The organism is Streptomyces sp. CB03238 (assembly GCF_002099185.1).
Classification (GTDB): domain Bacteria; phylum Actinomycetota; class Actinomycetes; order Streptomycetales; family Streptomycetaceae; genus Streptomyces.
Genome location: NZ_NBCN01000050.1, coordinates 1 through 17,238, shown reverse-complemented (window position 1 = coordinate 17,238; position 17,238 = coordinate 1). Strand labels below are relative to the sequence as shown.

The 17,238-nt window shown below is 68.9% G+C and carries 12 protein-coding genes, 1 tRNA gene and 5 pseudogenes; 6 read left to right on the top strand and 12 right to left on the bottom strand.

Features of this window, described 5'->3' with window-relative positions; translation table 11 throughout:
• The first annotated feature begins 444 nt into the window (after positions 1 to 444).
• Together BKD26_RS38605 and BKD26_RS38600 are read left to right on the top strand one after the other, a co-directional pair.
• A complete protein-coding gene (locus BKD26_RS38605; RefSeq protein ID WP_084907922.1) occupies positions 445 to 1,119 on the top strand; it encodes a tetratricopeptide repeat protein in 675 nt (224 codons plus the stop codon).
• 173 nt (positions 1,120 to 1,292) lie between these two features.
• Entirely contained in the window at positions 1,293 to 1,673 is a 381-nt protein-coding gene (locus BKD26_RS38600; RefSeq protein WP_206603756.1) for a VOC family protein, read from the top strand.
• Here the strand turns inward: BKD26_RS38600 and BKD26_RS38595 are convergent.
• The 4 genes and pseudogenes from BKD26_RS38595 to BKD26_RS38580 form a co-directional block, all read right to left on the bottom strand.
• Positions 1,670 to 2,427 (bottom strand): IS5 family transposase gene (locus BKD26_RS38595; protein ID WP_179166879.1). Its coding sequence is split into 2 segments (ribosomal slippage): positions 1,670 to 2,142 and positions 2,142 to 2,427, totalling 759 coding nucleotides; the frame shifts between segments, so codons are not numbered across the junction. The genes BKD26_RS38600 and BKD26_RS38595 overlap by 4 nt on opposite strands.
• A gap of 136 nt (positions 2,428 to 2,563) precedes the next feature.
• Positions 2,564 to 3,366 (bottom strand): annotated as a pseudogene (locus tag BKD26_RS38590) (IS5 family transposase).
• A 1,488-nt stretch (positions 3,367 to 4,854) separates the two neighbouring features.
• Positions 4,855 to 5,739: a hypothetical protein gene (locus BKD26_RS40975; RefSeq protein WP_143662796.1), complete on the bottom strand. Its 885-nt coding sequence runs from the start codon at positions 5,737 to 5,739 to the stop codon at positions 4,855 to 4,857.
• 19 nt (positions 5,740 to 5,758) lie between these two features.
• Positions 5,759 to 5,843 (bottom strand) — tRNA-Leu (locus BKD26_RS38580).
• 230 nt (positions 5,844 to 6,073) lie between these two features.
• On the opposite strand from BKD26_RS38580, the gene BKD26_RS38575 reads away from it, so the two are divergent.
• Positions 6,074 to 7,348, top strand: coding sequence for a DUF2254 domain-containing protein (locus BKD26_RS38575; RefSeq protein ID WP_084907924.1), 1,275 nt, complete (start codon positions 6,074 to 6,076; stop codon positions 7,346 to 7,348).
• Between the two features lie 12 nt (positions 7,349 to 7,360).
• On the opposite strand, the pseudogene BKD26_RS38570 reads toward BKD26_RS38575, so the two are convergent.
• Positions 7,361 to 7,963, bottom strand: a pseudogene (locus BKD26_RS38570) (aldehyde dehydrogenase family protein); the annotation flags it as partial.
• Between BKD26_RS38570 and BKD26_RS42330 the strand changes: the two are divergent.
• The 3 genes and pseudogenes from BKD26_RS42330 to BKD26_RS38560 all read left to right on the top strand — a co-directional run.
• Positions 7,964 to 8,620: pseudogene (locus tag BKD26_RS42330) on the top strand (thiamine pyrophosphate-dependent enzyme); the annotation flags it as partial.
• Positions 8,612 to 9,043, top strand: a complete 432-nt coding sequence (locus BKD26_RS42325; protein ID WP_347106118.1) for a hypothetical protein — start codon at positions 8,612 to 8,614, stop codon at positions 9,041 to 9,043. The pseudogene BKD26_RS42330 and the gene BKD26_RS42325, both read left to right, overlap by 9 nt.
• A 153-nt stretch (positions 9,044 to 9,196) precedes the next feature.
• Positions 9,197 to 10,635: pseudogene (locus tag BKD26_RS38560) on the top strand (OFA family MFS transporter).
• Here the strand turns inward: BKD26_RS38560 and BKD26_RS38555 are convergent.
• The 7 genes and pseudogenes from BKD26_RS38555 to BKD26_RS38525 form a co-directional block, all read right to left on the bottom strand.
• A complete protein-coding gene (locus tag BKD26_RS38555) occupies positions 10,608 to 11,645 on the bottom strand; it encodes a sugar phosphate isomerase/epimerase (RefSeq protein ID WP_084907918.1) in 1,038 nt (345 codons plus the stop codon). The pseudogene BKD26_RS38560 and the gene BKD26_RS38555 sit on opposite strands and share 28 nt — an antisense overlap.
• 47 nt (positions 11,646 to 11,692) lie before the next feature.
• On the bottom strand, positions 11,693 to 13,081 hold the full coding sequence (locus tag BKD26_RS38550) for a nucleotide pyrophosphatase/phosphodiesterase family protein (RefSeq protein ID WP_084907916.1): 1,389 nt from the start codon (positions 13,079 to 13,081) through the stop codon (positions 11,693 to 11,695).
• A complete protein-coding gene (gene eboE / locus BKD26_RS38545) occupies positions 13,078 to 14,247 on the bottom strand; it encodes a metabolite traffic protein EboE (protein WP_084907914.1) in 1,170 nt (389 codons plus the stop codon). Before eboE ends, BKD26_RS38550 begins: the two co-directional genes overlap by 4 nt.
• Positions 14,248 to 14,259: 12 nt before the next feature.
• Positions 14,260 to 15,108, bottom strand: a complete 849-nt coding sequence (locus BKD26_RS38540; protein ID WP_084907912.1) for a TatD family hydrolase — start codon at positions 15,106 to 15,108, stop codon at positions 14,260 to 14,262.
• On the bottom strand, positions 15,108 to 15,728 hold the full coding sequence (locus BKD26_RS38535; RefSeq protein ID WP_084907910.1) for an EboA domain-containing protein: 621 nt from the start codon (positions 15,726 to 15,728) through the stop codon (positions 15,108 to 15,110). The genes BKD26_RS38540 and BKD26_RS38535 overlap by 1 nt, the downstream gene beginning before the upstream one ends.
• Positions 15,725 to 16,642 (bottom strand): sugar phosphate isomerase/epimerase family protein, encoded by a 918-nt coding sequence (locus tag BKD26_RS38530; protein ID WP_241519052.1) that lies wholly within the window; start codon positions 16,640 to 16,642, stop codon positions 15,725 to 15,727. The genes BKD26_RS38535 and BKD26_RS38530 overlap by 4 nt, the downstream gene beginning before the upstream one ends.
• Positions 16,639 to 17,238 (bottom strand): annotated as a pseudogene (locus tag BKD26_RS38525) (prenyltransferase); the annotation flags it as partial. The pseudogene BKD26_RS38525 and the gene BKD26_RS38530, both read right to left, overlap by 4 nt.

Sequence of the window (17,238 nt, the reverse complement as noted above, 5' to 3'; positions counted from 1 at the left end):
CAGCAGCCGCCAACCGGACCCGCTCACGCCGAACCCGCTCCTCAGCCGTCAGCCCTCCGCCATCGGGATACCTCATCCCTACGGCATAGCGCAGCCCACGACAGCCGTCACGCCCCCACGTAACCCACACCCTTAAAAATCTCTAGCGGGCCCTAAAATCTTGACCGGCTCCATTGGGGAATGTTCCACCATTCCACTCCGAAACCTCGACGTGCCCCTGCCAGCCGATCTGGAGTCATCACGATTGCTTGGCAGTAAGCATGCAATCCGCTACGTAGTCTCATATGCGCCAGATCCTTCGTCGGCCCGATCATCAATAACGGAATCGACGCCCGTGCGCACGGATTTCTCGGCATTTACAAATTTGCAGCCGGGAGGGACCCCCGCAAAACCCCCCACGATGCGGGGTTTCGTAGCGATGACGCCTTCCAGATAGGACAGCGAATGGGCGAACTTCACAATATGCCATTTATGTGTATGGATGCGCATCGAGAGCAGTTTCGGGGAGTCAAGTCAGAGATGTGGGTATTCGATCTTCATGAGCATTCGTGGCCGCTCTACCGAAATCCTAGTGTTGCTCAGTGTGCGACCATGCTCGTACCATTGCTTTCCTTCTTCGACGCCAAAGAATTCCACAGCTTCTCAGTGGGTTACACAACTCGGCGTGGTGACGCCGGCAGAAATGTCATAAATCTAATTCAGTACGGCGATCGGACGGGTTGGAAGCTCTCCTACGATCGGAAACTATACGCACTGGCCATAGAGCGCGTTAACGCCCAAATAGGCGAGGATGAAGAAGCTGGGCACGACCCTAAGGGGACTCAGCTGTCACTTCTAGGCACATGCTACAGTCGACTAAATCGACACGCAGATGCAATCCTAATTGGCGAACGGATGCTCACCAGCATTAACCTGTTGGGGCCTGGCGCACCTGCGGCAATGTTCAACCTAGGTCAGTGGTACTATCGCGCTGGAGAAATTGACCAGGCGATAGAAGCATTTCGAAAAGTAGTGCAACTGGAGAGTGAGCGATTGATCGCGCCTGAGCTACTCGACACGGCTCTCGCCATGATTAAGCGTTGCACCTATCACAGCGACTTAGAACGGCTAACACAATGAAGCCGATCAGCTCTGGGGGCATGCACGGCCTTCTGTGCAAGGTCTCCTGGTCCTCGTGCTCGGGCGGTCGATAGGCTCCAGAGGTCAGCCTCTGAAGAGGATCGGCGGCGGAGTATCCGGAGGTAGTTGGCGGCATGCGTGGACGACCCAGTCATGAGCCCGGTACTCCTCGCATGTCGAGACACGACTGGTGGGGCGTCGTACTTGAGGCGCCCGATCCGCGGGCGCTCGCCCACTTCTACTCGGACCTGCTGGGTTGGAAAATCACCAAGGAGAAGCCTGATGGGGCGGCTGTCGCGCCCTCGGAGAGTGTCGGCTACATAGCCTTCCAGCTCTCGGACGGCTACGTCCCTCCAGTCTGGCCCAGTCAAGAGGACGCCCAGCGGATCACGATGCACCTGGACTTCGAAGTCGTCGATCTGCAGGCCGCCGTAGCCCATGCTCTGGAACTCGGTGCGCGGGAGGCCCGGTATCAGCCGCAGGACAACGTCAGGGTGATGCTCGACCCTGCTGGTCATCCCTTCTGCCTCTATATGGATGACGACAGCAACTAACAGAGTGACCGAAGCTGGCGGTGGGTGATGAGGCAGCAGGCCAGTTTCAGGAAGGCTTCGTGGATGTCGGCCCGGCGTTCCCAGCGGACTCGCAGTCGCCGGAAGCCGTGCAGCCAAGCGAAACTCCGCTCTACCACCCACCGGTAGATGCCAAGTCCGGTGCCGTGCCGGGTGTTTCGGCGGGCGATGGCTGGCACGATGCCTCGGGCGCGGACCTGGTCACGGTAGACGTCGTGGTCGTAGCCGCGGTCGGCGAACAGCGAGTCCGGCTTGCGCCGTGGGTGGCCGACACGGCCACGGATGGGCGGGATTGCATCCAGCAGCGGCATGAGCTGGGTTACATCGTTGCGGTTGCCGCCGGTGAGAATCACTGCGAGCGGGGTACCGTGGCCGTCAGTGATCAGGTGATGCTTGGAGCCGGCCCGGCCCCGGTCGACCGGCGACGGGGCCGTGTGGAGCCCCCTTTTAGGGCCCTGACGTGGGAGGAGTCGACCACGCAGCGGGACCAGTCGAGCCGTGCTGCCGCGTTCAGCTCGGCCAGCAGGGCCTCGTGCAGCCGTTGCCAGACCCCGGCCTCGTTCCAGTCCCGAAGCCGGCGCCAACAGGTCATGCCCGAGCCGAAGCCTAGCTCCTTGGGGAGGTGTTCCCACTGGATGTCGGTGTGCAGTACGTACAGGATCCCGCACAGGACCTGGCGGTCCGGGACGGGCAGGCGGCCGGGGTAGCGGAACCGCCGCTCCTTCTTCGGGAGCATCGGCTCGATCCGCTCCCACAAGTCATCCGGCACGGTCCACGGTGAAGTCCCCACGGCCAGGAAAACGCTCAACTTGCCCGTCAGGCACGGCTACCGGGGGCGATCCACCTCATTGTGTTAGCAGTTCTTACAACGTTTAACACAATGACTTGAGTTGTCGGTGGGTGATCAGGCAGCAGGCGAGTTTGAGGAACGCTTCGTGGATGTCGGCTCGGCGTTCCCAGCGGATGCGGAGGCGTCGGAAGTCGTGGAGCCAGGGAAGGTGGACCCAGCAGTAGGTGCCCAGTCCGGTGCCGTGCCGGGTGCCGCGGCGGGGATGGCCGGCACGATGCCGCGGGCGCGAACCTGGTCGCGGTAGATGTCGTGGTCGTAGCCGCGGTCGGCGAACAACGAATCCGGCTTGCGGCGTGGGCGGCCTCGTCGGCCTCGCACGGGCAGGACGGCGTCGAGCAGGAGCAGGAGCTAGGTGACGTCGTTGCGGTGGCCACCGGTCAGGATCACCCCGAGCGGAGTGCCGTGCCCGTCGGTAATCAGGTGGTGCTTGGATCCGGCCCTGCCCCGGTCGACCGGCGACGGACCCGTGTCGATCCCCTCTTTTAGGGCCCTGACGTGACTGGAGTCGACCACCGCTCTGGACCAGTCGAGCCGGGCGGCGGCGTTCAGCTCAGCCAGCAGCACCTCGTGCAACCGCTGCCAGACACCGGCCTCGTTCCAGTCCCGCAGACGGCGCCAGCACGTCATCCCCGAGCCGAAACCCAACTCCTTCGGCAGGTGCTCCCACTGGATGCCGGTGCACAACACGAACAGGATCCCGCAGAGCACCTGCCGGTCCGGGACCGGCTTGCGACCGGGATACCGAAACCGCCGTTCCTTCTTCGGCAGCAGTGGCTGGACCCTCTCCCACAACTCATCCGACACGATCCACGGCGAAGTCCCCACGACACGCCCAACGCTCAACTCACCCGCCAGGCACCGCCACCTGAGCCGATCCACCTCATTGTGTTAGCCGTTATTAGGAGACAGCCACGGCTGCGACCCTACGAGACCGTACGTAGCCTCCATCGTTACCACAAAGACGGAAAACCGCGCGCCGTGCCCGTCCCATCTGTGCAGCGCCCTGCCCAGGGCTCGAAATCTGCGGCCACAGGTGACTCAGGCTGACGCGCCGGAGGGCAGGCACGGCAGTGGAAATCGGGTGTCAAGCCTGCGGGCTGTTTTCTCTATAGACGGGTGAGACTGCTTCAGGTCATGCAAGTGGAGGTAGCCGCGATGGTACGCACACCGCCAACGCCGCCCGTGTGGGGTGCCGGTGACGAAGAGGCGCGTGACGCACCGGTCTGGGGGAAGCTTGAGAACGTCTCCCGTCGCGTCTCGGGGAAGAGGTCCGATGGCTGGTTCGGCTCTCTCCGGCTGCGGGGCCTTGCCCAGTGAGAGCTGCTGCCCCCAACAACGGTGCCGCCGAGGGTGGCGGGATCACGCTCGTGCTGCCGAACGACGTGCCAGATCTCACTCCGGCCGCTGCTGCCGTGCTGCTGGAGATTCTGCTCTCGGCGGCTGGCCAACTTGGTCTCCATAGCAATGCGAGCACGGCTGGCGCTCTCGCCAAGAGTCGCTGTACGACAGGGCTTCCACCCCGCCCTGATGCTCGGGACACACACGTGCCGGGGCACATGAGTAGGAGCAGCAGCTTTGACCACCTTCGCCTTCGCCGGCCGGTGCTCGACTGAGGACCTGCAGGATCCGGAAGCATCCAGGAACTGGCAGCTCACGCGCGCCAAGACACTGATCGAACCGGCGGGCGGTCGCATCGTCGCCGAGTACTTCGACGTCGGACACAGCCGGTCCCTGCCGTGGAAGCGGCGGCCCCGAGCCTCCCAGCTGCTCGCCGCGCTCAAAAATCCCGACCGCGGGTTCGACGCGGTCGTCGTGGGCGAGCCACAGCGCGTCTTTCACGACAACCAGTTCAGCCTCACCTTCCCGCTCTTCGTGCACTACGGGGTCGAGTTGTGGGTTCCCGAGGTAGGCGGCAAGGTCGATCCGAACAGTGAAGCCCACGACATGGTCATGTCCGTCTTCGGCGGCATGAGCAAGGGCGAACGGAACCGGATCAAGATCCGAGTGCGAGCGGCCATGTCATCCCAGACCCACCTGGAAGGCCGCTTCCTCGGCGGCCGACCGCCCTACGGCTACCAGATCGTTGATGCCGGGCCCCACCCCAACCCCGCCAAGGCCGCAGACGGCAAACAGTTGCACCGGCTCGAGGTGGACCTCGTCACCGCGCCCATCGTCCAGCGCATCTTCGCCCAGTATCTCGACGGAGCCGGCTACTCCGCCATCGCGAACGGGCTCACCGCCGACGACATCCCCGCTCCGTCCGCCTACGACCGACGCCGCAACCCACACCGCTCGGGCATCGCCTGGTGCAAGCTATCCGTCCGCGCCATCCTGACCAACCCCCGCTACACCGGCCACCAGGTCTGGAACAAGCAACGCAAACACGAGGTCCTCCTCGACGTCGACGACGTGGCACTCGGCTACGAGACCCGGATGCGGTGGAACACCGCCGACACCTGGATCTGGTCCAAGGACATCGTGCATCCGCCGCTCATCGACCTCACCGACTTCCAGCGCGTCCAGGAGCGACTCGCCTCGCGCCGCCGCAAACACGGCCCGAAGAAGCGCCGTGCTCTCCATCCATACGAACTCAAGGGGCTTGTGACCTGTGGCTTGTGCCAGCGCCGGATGGGTACGCACTGGGCCCACGAAACCGCCTACGGCCGGTGCCGCTTCCCCGACGAGTACGCCCCGGCCGACAAGGTGAACCACCCCCGCAACATCTTCTTCCGTGAGATCGACGTCACGCCCAGACTCGACCAGTGGATCTCCCTGCAGTTCGCCCCCGGCCGGAAGGCAGTGCTCATCGAGCAGATGTACCAGGCCCAGCTCCTGCAAGCCCAAGCCACTGACCCCTCGGCCGAAGCGGCGGCCGTCATTCGGGACTGCGACCAGAAACTCACGCGGTGCAGGGCCCTGGTCGACTCCGGAGCCGCCGACTCCGCCATCGTCGCCCAGTGGATCAGCGAGACCGAAGCGCGTCGCGCCGCCGCCGCTGCCCAGCGCCCCAGCAAAAAGCCCGACGCACTCCCCCGTGAAAGGATCGCGGAGATCTTTGATGCCGTCGGCGACGTGGCGGACATGCTTCGCAGCGCTGACAAGGGCAAGAAGAACCGGCTCTACCGCGCGCTCGGGGTGCGGATGACGTACCAGCCCGCACAACACAAAATGCTGGTCGAGATCGCTCCCGACCAGCATTCCGTTGGTGAATGGGTAGTGTCCGAGGGGGGACTTGAACCCCCACGCCCGATAAAGGGCACTAGCACCTCAAGCTAGCGCGTCTGCCATTCCGCCACCCGGACAAGGTGTCTGTCGCTCTGCCGGGGTGTTCCCCGCCGCGACATGGATAACTCTACCAGGGGTTCCAGGCGCCCTTCACCCGTATATCCCGTGGTCAGGTGGGTGCCGCAGCCGGGTCGGGCGACCCCGGGGGCCGGTCACGGGCGACACTCGCGCAGGGTGTTCAGTTGCGTACGGAGGGTATGGGTAGCGTGCGGTGGTGAGCTATGTGCCGGAATACCGCAGGCCCCGGATGCTGTCGCCGCTGCGGGAGCATCTGCGGGACACCTTCTGGTTCGCGCCGACCGCTGGGCTGGTGTGCGTGTTCGTGCTCTGGCTGGCGGCAGCGGGGCTCGATGCGGAGATCGTCGACTATCTGCGGGAGCGGCGGGCGTACGACGAGATCGGTGATCTCACCGCGATCGCGGAGGACGCCAAGACGATCGTCACGACGGTCAGCTCCGCGATGATGACCTTCATCGGAGTGGTCTTCAGCATCTCGCTGGTGGCGGTGCAAATGGCCAGCGGGCAGCTGACGCCCCGGGTGGTGCGGATCTTCGTGCGCAGCCGGATCAGCAAGCTGACGCTGACGGTGTTCCTGTCGACGTTCCTGTTCTCGCTACTGGTGCTGACGTCGTACGAGAGCGAGACGGAGCCCGAGCGGGTCACTGCCGTGCCGCTGGTGCAGTCGGTGGTGACGCTGGGGCTGGTCGGGCTGAGCCTGCTGCTGTTCATCGCGTATGTGACGACCACGCTGCGCCTGATGCAGGTGGGGCCGGTGGTGGACCGGATCACCCGGGAGGCGTTGCGGGTTCTGGTGCGGCAGTCGGCCGGCGGGCCGGATCAGGTGGCGTTGCCGGGCGCGACCGGGCGGGTGGTGCACCGGGGGCAGGCGGGGGTGCTGCGGGATGTGGACGTGGCTCGGCTGGTGCGGGTGGCGCGGCGGCAGAGGGTGGTGCTGCGCCTGATCCCGCGTATCGGGGATTACGTGGTGCCGGGTACGCCGGTGCTGGCCGTGCACGGCGGGCGGGCGCCGGACGTGGGCGCGTTGCGGTCGGCGGTGTCGGTGGGGGTGGAGCGGACGTTCCATCAGGACGTGGGGTTCGGGTTGCGGCAGCTGGTGGACATCGCGCTGCGGGCGATGTCGCCGGCAGTGAACGATCCGACGACGGCGGTGCAGTGCCTGGACCGGATCGTGCAGTTCCTGGCGGCCGCCGCGCCGCGGCCGCTGGGCGCAGTGCTCCACCGTGACCGGCGTGGCGAGGTACGGCTGGTTCAGGATGTGCCGGACTGGGACGACCTGGTCGATCTCGGGTTCGCCGAGCTGAGGGGGTGCGCGGTGGAGAGTCCGCAGGTCACGCGGCGGATGCTGGCCGGCATCGACGATCTGTTGCTGCTCATGGAGGAGGGCCGGCGGGAGCCGCTCCTGCGGCACCGTGCGCTCCTCGAACAGGCCGTGGAGCGTACGGTGGCGCAGCCTGCCGACCGGGTGTTCGCCCTGGAGGCCGACCGGCAGGGCATCGGGTAGGGGTGGGAGTCCTCAGGGCATGAGGTGGTGGTCGGGGAAGTTGCCCGGCGGGTGCTCGGTGGGCGGGCCCTGCGTGACCGCTTTCACCAGGAGGGCGCCGCCGACGAAGGCGCCGAGCCAGGAGGCGCCGAAGCCGCCGAAGAGTTCGTCGCGGTCGCCGCGTGAGCGGGGGTGCCGTGGCCGGTTTTGCAGGCGCGGATGTGGGGGGCGAGGTGGGCGTAGGTGGCTTCGTCGTCGGTGGAGAGGGTGGCGACGAGGGCGCCGCTGGAGGCGTTCATCGCGGCGAGCAGTTCCGCCTCCGTATCGACGAGGACGATGGTGTCGACCGGGCCGAAGGGTTCCGCGTGGTGGAGCGGCGAGGACGGGGGCAGGTTCAGGAGGGTGATCGGGGGGAGGTACGCGGCGGTGTCCTGGCCCGGGAGGAAGCGGCCGTCGGCGAGGGTGCCGCGGTGGAGGGGGACTGCGCCGCGGTCGATGGCCTCGGCCACCTGGTCGGCGAGCTCCTTGGTCTTGGCCGCGTTGTTGAGCGGGCCGAAGTCCAGGGCGGGGAGCAGGTCGCCGGGGGTGCTCGACGGCGAGGGGGTGGCCGATGCGGAGGGAGCGTATGGCGGGGAGGACCCGCACCACTTCCAGCTCTCGCGGCACTACGCCTTCTCCCACGCGGACGTCATCGTCATCGTCGGTACGCCGTTCGACTTCCGGATGGGGTACGGCAAGCGGCTGTCGCCGGACGCGACGGTGGTGCAGATCGACCTGGACTACCGGACCGTGGGCAAGAACCGGGACATCGACCTGGGGATCGTCGGGAACGCGGGCCTCGTCCTCGCGTCGGTGGCCCAGGCGGCGTCGGGCCTGCTCAACGGCGGCGCCGTGCGGCGCAAGGCATGGCTGGAGGAACTGCGGGCCGCCGAGCAGACCGCCCTGGACAAGCGGCTGCCGCAGCTGAGGTCGGACGCCTCCCCCATCCACCCGTACCGGCTGGTCAGCGAGATCAACGACTTCCTCACCGAGGACTCGATCTACATCGGTGACGGCCGCGACATCGTCACCTTCTCCGGGCAGGTCGCACAGCCCAAGTCGCCCGGGCACTGGATGGACCCGGGACCGCTGGGCACCCGCGGCGTCGGTATCCCCTTTGTTCTGGCCGCCAAGCAGGCGCGGCCCGACAAGGAGGTCGTGGCGCTCTTCGGTGACGGCGCGTTCTCCCTGACCGGCTGGGACTTCGAGACCCTCGTCCGCTACGACCTCCCCTTCGTCGGCATCGTGGGCAACGGGCTGTCGTTGATGGAGATCCCGGACGACCTGGACGCCACCTTCGCGGCGTTCATCCCGCCCTTCGGCGCGGCCGGCAACCCGATCGACATCACGGGAGGGGAGCCCCCTTCGACGTACGAGGCGACAATCCGGCTGGGCCTGGAGGACCCTCGCATCCAGGCGCTAGTGCTGGGCTACTGGCACACCATCGTCACTCCCCCGATGGTGTTCGCCGAGCTCACCGCGCGCGTGGTGGCGGATTTCCGCGCCAAGGGCATCGAGAAGCCGGTCGTGGTGTCCCTCGCGGGCGACGTCGAGGTGGAGGAGGCCTGCCAGTACCTCTGCGAGCGGGGCGTCGTGGCGTACCCGTACACGACGGAGAAGCCGGTGGCGGCGCTGGGCGCCAAGTACCGCTGGGCGCGGGCAGCGGGGCTGCTGTGACGGCCCGGTGGGTGGACGGGGGCGGTGGTCGATGAGCTGAGTGACGGTTCGACCCGACGGGGCCCGCGGACACCACTCGTCGCGGGCCCCGCACGAGAAGTACTGGACAGGGGGCGCTGGCCTGGCTTCTTCGACGCAAGGGGTTCGATCGACATGGCGACAACACACATCTTCACACCCGTCCCCTACAGGGAGGTGCCGGACGCCAACGGCCGCGTGTACCGCATCAGCGAGTCCGATGTCGACATCATGGGCCGCAAGCGCAAGTGGATGGTCATCCTGCCGTGGGTCGGCATGATGGGCATCAGCTCGGCGGAGTAGGCGTTCGCGTCCGCCGAGGAGACCCTGCACACGGCGCACGGCTGGGGCAGCCAGCACTTCTTCTGGATGCTCGGCGTGTGGGTCTTCTTCCAGGCCGCGGTGGCCTTCCCGGCCGGCAAGCTGCGCGAGAGCGGGAAGCTGCCCGCCCGGTGGGCGATGGTGCTCGGCGCCCTGGGCACCCTGCTCGGCTATCTGTCGCTCGCGTTCGCGCCGCACGTCATCGCCGCGTACATAGGTTCGGCATGTTCAGCGGCATGGGCGCGGGCATGGTCTACGCGACGTGGGTGAACATGGTCGGCAAGTTGTCTCCGGAGCGCAAGGGCGGCAGGACGGGCTTCGTCAACGGCGGGTTCGCCTATGGTTCGGTGCCCTTCATCTTCGTTTTCACCGGCTACATGGACCTGACCAACTTCCGCTGGGTCCTGGTGTCCGTCGGGCTGTTCCTGGCGGTGACGGTGGCGGTCGCGGGGTACTTCTTCCAGGTTCCGCCGAAGAACTGGTGGCCGGCCGAGGTCGACCCGCTGAGGAAGCCCGACGACCCGCGGGCGCGGCGCGCGCTGGAGAAGAACCCGCCGGCCGTAAAGCGGTACACGCCCAAGGAGTCCTGGCAGACCGGCCGGGTGGCCCTGCTGTGGTTCTGCCTGATGTGGCTCTGCCTGCTGTGCACGTCGGAGGTGAACATCTTCGGTATCGCCTTCCAGGTGCCGTTCGGTGACGAGGCCGGGTTCGCGGGCGGCATCGTGGCGACGGCGATGTCCCTGAAGGCGATCGTGAACGGCACGGGGCGCGGGGTCATCGGCTGGCTCTCGGACCGGTACGGGCGCAAGCAGTGTCTGATCTTCGTCTGCATCGTGCTGGGCCTGTCGCAGTACGGGATCCTGATGGCCGGCACCATCGGCAATCTGCCGCCGTTCCTGCTGTTCTCCAGCATCTCCGGGTTCGGCGGCGGGGCGATCTTCCCGATGTTCGCGGCGATGACGGCGAACTACTTCGGGGAGAACAACAACGCCTCCAACCACGGGCTGGTCTACAGCTCGAAGCTGGTGTCCGGGCTTCTCGGATCCGGCATGGGCGCCGTGGTGGTGGGCGCCTGGGGCTACGGCGGTGCCTTCGTCCTCGCGGGCTCGATCTCGCTGTTCGCCGGTTTCGTGGCGCTGTTCCTGCATCCGCCGGGGCGGCCGCGGGCCCGCCACATCACGGCGAACCCGCGGCCGATCAGCCGGGACGTGCAGCGTTTCCCGGTTCAGCAGTCCTTCTCGCGGAGTGAGTGAAGGTGGGTGCTCGCCTTGCGGGCGAACGTGAAGGACTCGGCGGGGTTGTCGTGTTCGGCCTGCCAGTGGTGGTCGCGCCGGCCGCCGTGGGTGCGGGTGACCGCCGAGATGAACCGCTGGTAGTCGATGTCTCCGTCCCCGACGTCCACCATCCGGTAGCCGTCGCGGGCGGAGTCGTCGCGTTCGCCGTCCTTGACGTGGAAGAGCGGGTAGCGGTCGGGCTGCTTCAGTACGTAGGCGAGGGGGTCGAAGTGCGCGGGCGTGCCGTCGGCGCGCTTGCCGAACCGGAACTGGCCGGCGTAGGCCCAGTAGATGTCCATCTCCAGGTAGACGAGGTCCGGATCGGTCTCGGCGAGGAGCACGTCGTAGAGCCGGACGTCGGGCCGGTCGGTGGCGAAGGAGAACTCCTCGGCGTGGTTGTGCTGGTAGAACTTCATGCCGCGCTTCTTCGCCTCGGCGCCGTAGTGGTTGAACTCCTCGGCGCAGCGCTTCCAGCCGTCGACGGTGGCGCCGTAGCGCCAGGGGCCGGAGGCGGTGCCGATGTGCTGGAGGCCGAGGGCCTGGGCGTCGTCGAGGACCTTCGTGAGGTTCTGGGCGAAGGTGTACGCGTTCGGGTCGGAGGAGTAGTAGCCGACGTGGCTGCCGATGGCGCGCAGGCCGTGGTCGCGGGTGAGCCGCTTCAGCTGGGCGAGGGTGATGGGACCCGCGGAGCCCTGGCTGTACCCGGCGTACTCGACCTCGTCGTAGCCGAAGCGCCTCAGCTCCTCGAAGACCTTGGCGAAGCCGAGGGTGGAGACCTTGTCGCGCAGGGAGTACAGCTGGATGCCGAGGCGGCCGGGGGGCAGGACGGGGCGGCCGCGGCCCTGGCTCGTCGCTTCCGCGGCCGAGGCAGCGGTGGTGGTGCCGCCGAGGAGGGCGGCGGCCGTGGCGCCGGCGGCGACGCCGAGCATGTTGCGTCTGCTGAGCTTGTGCGCGAGTTCGGGATCGGTGGCCGTGGTCGTGCGACGCATGTGGATAACTCCTCGTTGTCAGTGGCGTCTGCTTCACTGAGGTCAGGTCAGTGGAGACCGGCGAGTTGAAGCAGCAGGGACTTCACATCGGTGGCCGCGACGCGGCCCGATACTGCGCGGGGGGTGGAGCACACGATGAGCGGACCTTCGTCGTCGCTCATGGGGAGGCGGCCATGGCTGCCGCGAATAGGTGAGGGGTCGAGGGGCACGACCGCCAGGCGGTAGCGCATGCCCAGCTTCTTGCGGGCGATCGCCGTGGCCGCCTTGAGACGTACGTAGGGGTCGAGGGGGTCCATGAACAGCTCGACGGGGTCGTAGCCGGGTTTGCGGTGGATCTCCACGAGCTGGGCGAAGTCGGGAGCGCGTGCGTCGTCGAGCCAGTAGTAGTACGTGAACCAGGCGTCGGGTTCGGCGAGGGCGACGAGCTCGCCCGAGCGGGGGTGGTCGAGGCCGTGGGCCTTCTTGCCCTCGTCGTCGAGGAGCGTCTCGATGCCGGGAACGCCGGTGAGGGCTTCGCGGGTGGCGGCCATGTTCTCGGGGTTCTCGGGGTGCCGTACGTAGACGTGGGCGATCTGGTGGTCGGCGACGGCGAAGGCCCGGGAGGCCATGGGGTCGAGGTACTCCATGCCGTCCTGGGTGTGGACCTCGAGCAGGCCGGCTCGGCGCAGGGCGCGGTTGATGTCGACGTGCCGGTTCACGCGGGTGATGCCGTATTCGGAGAGGGCGACGACGGTGCGGCCTTCGGCCTTGGCGTCGTCGAGGAGGGGGGCCATGGCCGTATCGAGGTCGGCGGCGGCCCGGTGGGCGCGTGGGTCGTCGGGGCCGTAGCGCTGGAGGTCGTAGTCGAGGTGCGGGAGGTAGCACAGGGCGAGGTCGGGGGTGCGGGTGCGGAGGATGTGGCGGGTGGCGTCGACGATCCACTGGCTGGATACGAGGTCGGCGCCCGGGCCCCAGAAGTGGAAGAGGGGGAATGTTCCCAATTTCTCGGTGAGTTCGTCGTGAAGGGCCGGGGGCCGGGTGTAGCAGTCGGGTTCCTTGCGGCCGTCGGCGTAGTAGACGGGACGGGGGGTGACGGTGATGTCGGTGTCGGCGCCCATGGCGTACCACCAGCAGATATTGGCGACGGTGTAGCCGGGGTGGGCGCGGCGGGCCGCGTCCCAGAGTTTGTCGCCGGAGACCAGTCCGTTGTGCTGGCGCCACAGCAGGACGTCGCCGAGTTCGCGGAAGTACCAGCCGTTGCCGACGATGCCGTGTTCGGCGGGGAGGGTGCCGGTGAGGAAGGTGGACTGGGCGGCGCAGGTGACGGCGGGCAGGACGGTGCCGAGCGGGGCGTGGGAGCCGGACTGGGCGAGCCGCTTGAGGTGGGGCATGTGGTCGAGGAGCTGGGGGGTGAGGCCGACGACGTCCAGGACCAGGAGGGGGGTGGGCCGGTTCATGGGAGTTCCTTGAGGCCGAGGTCGGTGAGGAGGTCGCGGGCGAGGGTGAGTTCGGCGGCGATGCCGTCGGCGAGCCGGCCTCTGGTGCGGGGACGCAGGTCGGGCGGGAGGGCCTGCCAGGTGTAGGTCTCGACTTCGAGGTGGCGGGTGTGCGGGGCGGGGCCGCCGACGAGCCGGGCCAGGGTGTCGCGCAGTACGGGAAGGGTGGAGGTGAGGGGCGCGGCGGGCGGGCTGTGCAGGGGGACGTGGAAGTGGGCGCGCCAGGGGGCGCCGTCGGGGAGCGTTTCGCCGGCGAGGGCCTCGGCGAGGTCGTCGGTGCCGCGCAGCCCGGCGGCGGTGCTGGTGCGGGTCTGGTGGAGGAAGCGGGGCTCGGCGAAGGCGGCGAGGGCTTCGCGTACGTCGGGGAGGTGAGGGTGTTCGGCGTGGAGGGCCGCGGAGAGCTGGGCTTTGGGGATGGGGACGCCGGCGGTGAGAAGGGCGTCCACGGCGGTGTGCGGGTCTTCGAAGGAGGTGGCGAGGTGGCAGGTGTCGACGCAGATGCCGATGCGGGGGCTTGATATGTCGGTGAGCGGGCCGATCGCGTCGGCGGTGGTCTCGATGGTGCAGCCCGGCTCGGGTTCGAGGGCGACGCGGACGGACGTGCCGGTGAGTTCCTCGAGGGCGTCCAGGCGCTCGGCGAGGGTGGTCAGCGCGGTGCGGGCGGCGTCGGCCGCGGCGGCGTCGAAGGAGGTGCGCCAGGCGAGGGGGAGAGTGGAGATGGAGCCCTCGGTGACGTCCTCGGGCAGGAGGGCGGCGAGGAGACGCGCCAGGTCGGTGGTGTGGGCCAGGCGCTCGGGACGGGTCCAGTCCGGTTGGTAGACGCGGTACTTGACCTGTTCGGCGCCGAAGCCTTCGTAGGGGAAGCCGTTGAGGGTGACGACTTCCAGGCCGCGGCGGTCGAGCTCGGCGCGCAGGCCGCGCAGTGCGGACGGGTCGGTGGTGAGGGCGTGTGCGGCGTCCTTGGCGAGCCAGAGGCCGATGCCGAGGCGGTCGCGGCCGAGGCGCCGTCGGACCGGTTCGCAGTGGTCGCGCAGTTGGGCGAGGACTCCGTCGAGGGTCTCGGCGGGGTGGACGTTGGTGCAGTAGGCGAGGTGGATGGTGGAGCCGTCCGGGTGGCGGAAGCGCATGGCCGGCTCCTCTCATTCCCCGCCGCGGAGGATGGAGTTGCCCTCGTGGAGGGGGCCTGGAGTGGGGAGGTCGAGATGAAGGCGGCCGCTGAGGCCGTAGAAGGCGACGGGGTTGCGCCACAGGACCTGGTCGACGTCGTCGTCGGTGAACCCGGCGGCGAGCATGGCGTCGGCGACCTTGCGGGTCTTGAGGGGGTCGCTCTTTCCCCAGTCGGCGGCGGAGTTCACCAGGACGCGTTCGGTGCCGTAGGTCTTGAGGACGGCGACCATGCGGTCCTCGTCCATCTTGGTGTCGGGGTAGATGGAGAAGCCGAGCCAGGCGCCGCTGTCAGAGGCTTCCTTTACGGTTCTCTCATTGAGGTGGTCGAGCAGGACCCGCTCCGGGGGGAGGTGGGATTCGCGGACGACGTCGATGGTGCGGCGCAGGCCGGCGAGCTTGTCGCGGTGCGGGGTGTGGACAAGGGCGGGCAGGCCGTGGTCGGCGGCGAGCTGGAGCTGGGCGGCCAGGGCGGTGTCCTCGGCAGGGGTCATGGAGTCGTAGCCGATCTCGCCGACGGCGACGACGGAGTCCTTGACGAGATAGCGGGGCAGGGCGTCGAGAACGGGGGCGCAGCGGGGGTCGTTGGCCTCCTTGGGGTTGAGGGCCAGGGCGCAGTGGTGGGCGATGCCGTACTGGGCGGCGCGGAAAGGCTCCCAGCCGAGCAGTGCGTCGAAGTAGTCGAAGAAGCTGGCGGGCGAGGTGCGGGGCTGGCCGAGCCAGAAGGAGGGTTCGACGAGGGCGCGGACCCCGGCGTCGTACATCGCCTCGTAGTCGTCCGTGGTGCGGGAGGTCATGTGGATGTGCGGGTCGAAGATGCGCATCAGGGCTCCTCCGGGGGGACGGTCAGGGCGAGGACACGGTGGAGGTCGGCGGGGACGGGGCGGCCGGCTGCGGTGCGTTCGGCGGCGTAGTCGGCGAGCATCCGGGCCAGTTCGGCGTCGCCGCGGGCGCGCCGGGGCAGGTCGGCGATGGCGTCGACGGGGACGGCGGTGAAGAGGCACTTGAGGACGGCGTGGCGCCAGGAGTGCGGGTCGAGGTGGGCGGCGGCGTAGGGGCCGACGGCGGCGGCGACCAGCCGGGTGTCGTTGGTGCGCAGGGCGTCCTCGACCAGGGGCAGGGCCTCCGGGCCCGGTACGAGCGAGGGGAGGGTGAGCAGGACGGCGCGGCGCTCGGCGGCGGTGCCGTGCTGGTAGAGGCGGGTGAGGGTGTCCGGGTCGGCGCGGGCCTCATGGAGGAGGAGGGTGCGTACAGAGTCGGCGAGTTCAGGTCCGCAGTGGCGGCCGGCGGAGGCGAACCGCAGCTCCCAGCAGGCCGGCACATAGGGGCTCGTCGCCTCGGGCGGGGTGTCGGCGGCGTGGGCGGCCTCGGCGAGGGCCTCGTGCAGCCAGGCGCGGGCGGCGCCGCCGAGCAGGTCGTCCAGTTCCTGGCGGGTCGTCGTCACGGTGCCGGTTCTCCCTTCGTGCCGGTCCGGCTGCGGAGGAACTCGATGGAGGCGCGGGCGAGTTCGGGACCCGCGTGGGAGTGGCGGGGCAGTTCGACGACTGTCAGGCCCTGGTAGCCGGTGGCGGCGAGGGCTGCCAGGACGGGCGGGAAGTCGATCTCTCCGTCGCCGAACGGAAGGTGTTCGTGGATGCCGCGTCGCATGTCCTCGATCTGGACGTGGCGCAGCCAGGGCGCGGCGTCGCGTACGCAGTCGGCCGGGGCCGCCGGCTCGAGGCACTGGCAGTGGCCGATGTCGAGGGTGAGGCCGAGGAGGTGGGGGCCGGGGTCGCCGAGGAGGCGGCGGAGGTGGTGGAAGTCGGCGAGGGTGGCGAGGAGGTGGCCGGGTTCGGGTTCGATGGCGAGGGGGATGCGGGCGGTGGCCGCGGCTTCCAGGACGGGGGTGAGCGATTCTTCGAGCCGCTTCCAGGCGGTGGCGGTGTCGGTGGGTGTGGTGTCGGTGGTGAGGTCGCGGGGGGTGATGCCGCTGAAGCAGTGAACGGCGTGCGCGCCGAGGTCGGCGGCGACGTGGACGGCCCGGATGAGGAGGCGGGTGCGGGCGGCTCGGCCGTCGGGGTCGGTGTCGAGGAGGGAGGGGCCGTGTTTGCGGCGCGGGTCGAGCACATAGCGGGCGCCGGTCTCGACGGTGACGCCCAGGCCCAGTTCGCCCAGGCGGCGGGCGACCCGGCCGGTACGGGCGGCCAGGTCCGGGGCGAGCGGGTCGAGGTGCATGTGGTCGAGGGTCAGGCCGACGCCGTCGTACCCGAGGTCGGCGAGGAGGGCGAGGGCATCGTCGAGACGGAGGTCGGTGAGGCCGTTGGTGCCGTAGCCGAAGCGGAGGGCGGTGGTGCGGGTGGTCATGTGGGGCTCACTCATGTGGGGCTCACCTTCCGGGCGAGTACGCGGGCGAGCGGGGCGAGCCCCAGGAGGGCGAGTCCGGTGCCGGTGGCTCCGCCCCGGGCGGCGAGCGCGGCCTGGAGGGGGATCATGGCGCGGATACCGCCGCCGACGGCGCGTTGGGTGAGGGGTGGTGAGGGGTTGAGCGCGGCGTGGAGGAGGGGAACGGCGGCGGTGCGGAGGTAGGTGGCGGCGAGGGCGGCCGCGGTGGCGGCCGGGAGCGGGGACGGGCCCCCTCGTCCCCGGGGCGCCGGGGCAGGGCGCCCTGTCCAGCCGCGCCCGGTGTGCGGGGCGTTGCGGGCGCGTGCCGCGAGGGCGCTCAGGGCAGCGGTTGCCGCGAGGGCGGCCAGTGGGGTCGTCGTCGAGCCGCCGTGGGCCTCGTGCCGGGACACCGCGGTGACCGCGTACGTATGCGCCCCGAGCAGGGCGGCCGACGGCAGGGCGGCGCGCGGGCGCGCCCTGGGTGTCGGTCGCCCGGGGCGTGGGACGGCCGGAAAGCTGCCGTGGACCACGCGGCGGGCGGCGGTGGGCGGGGCGGGCAGGCCGGGACGGGTGCTTCGGGACCCGGTGACAGT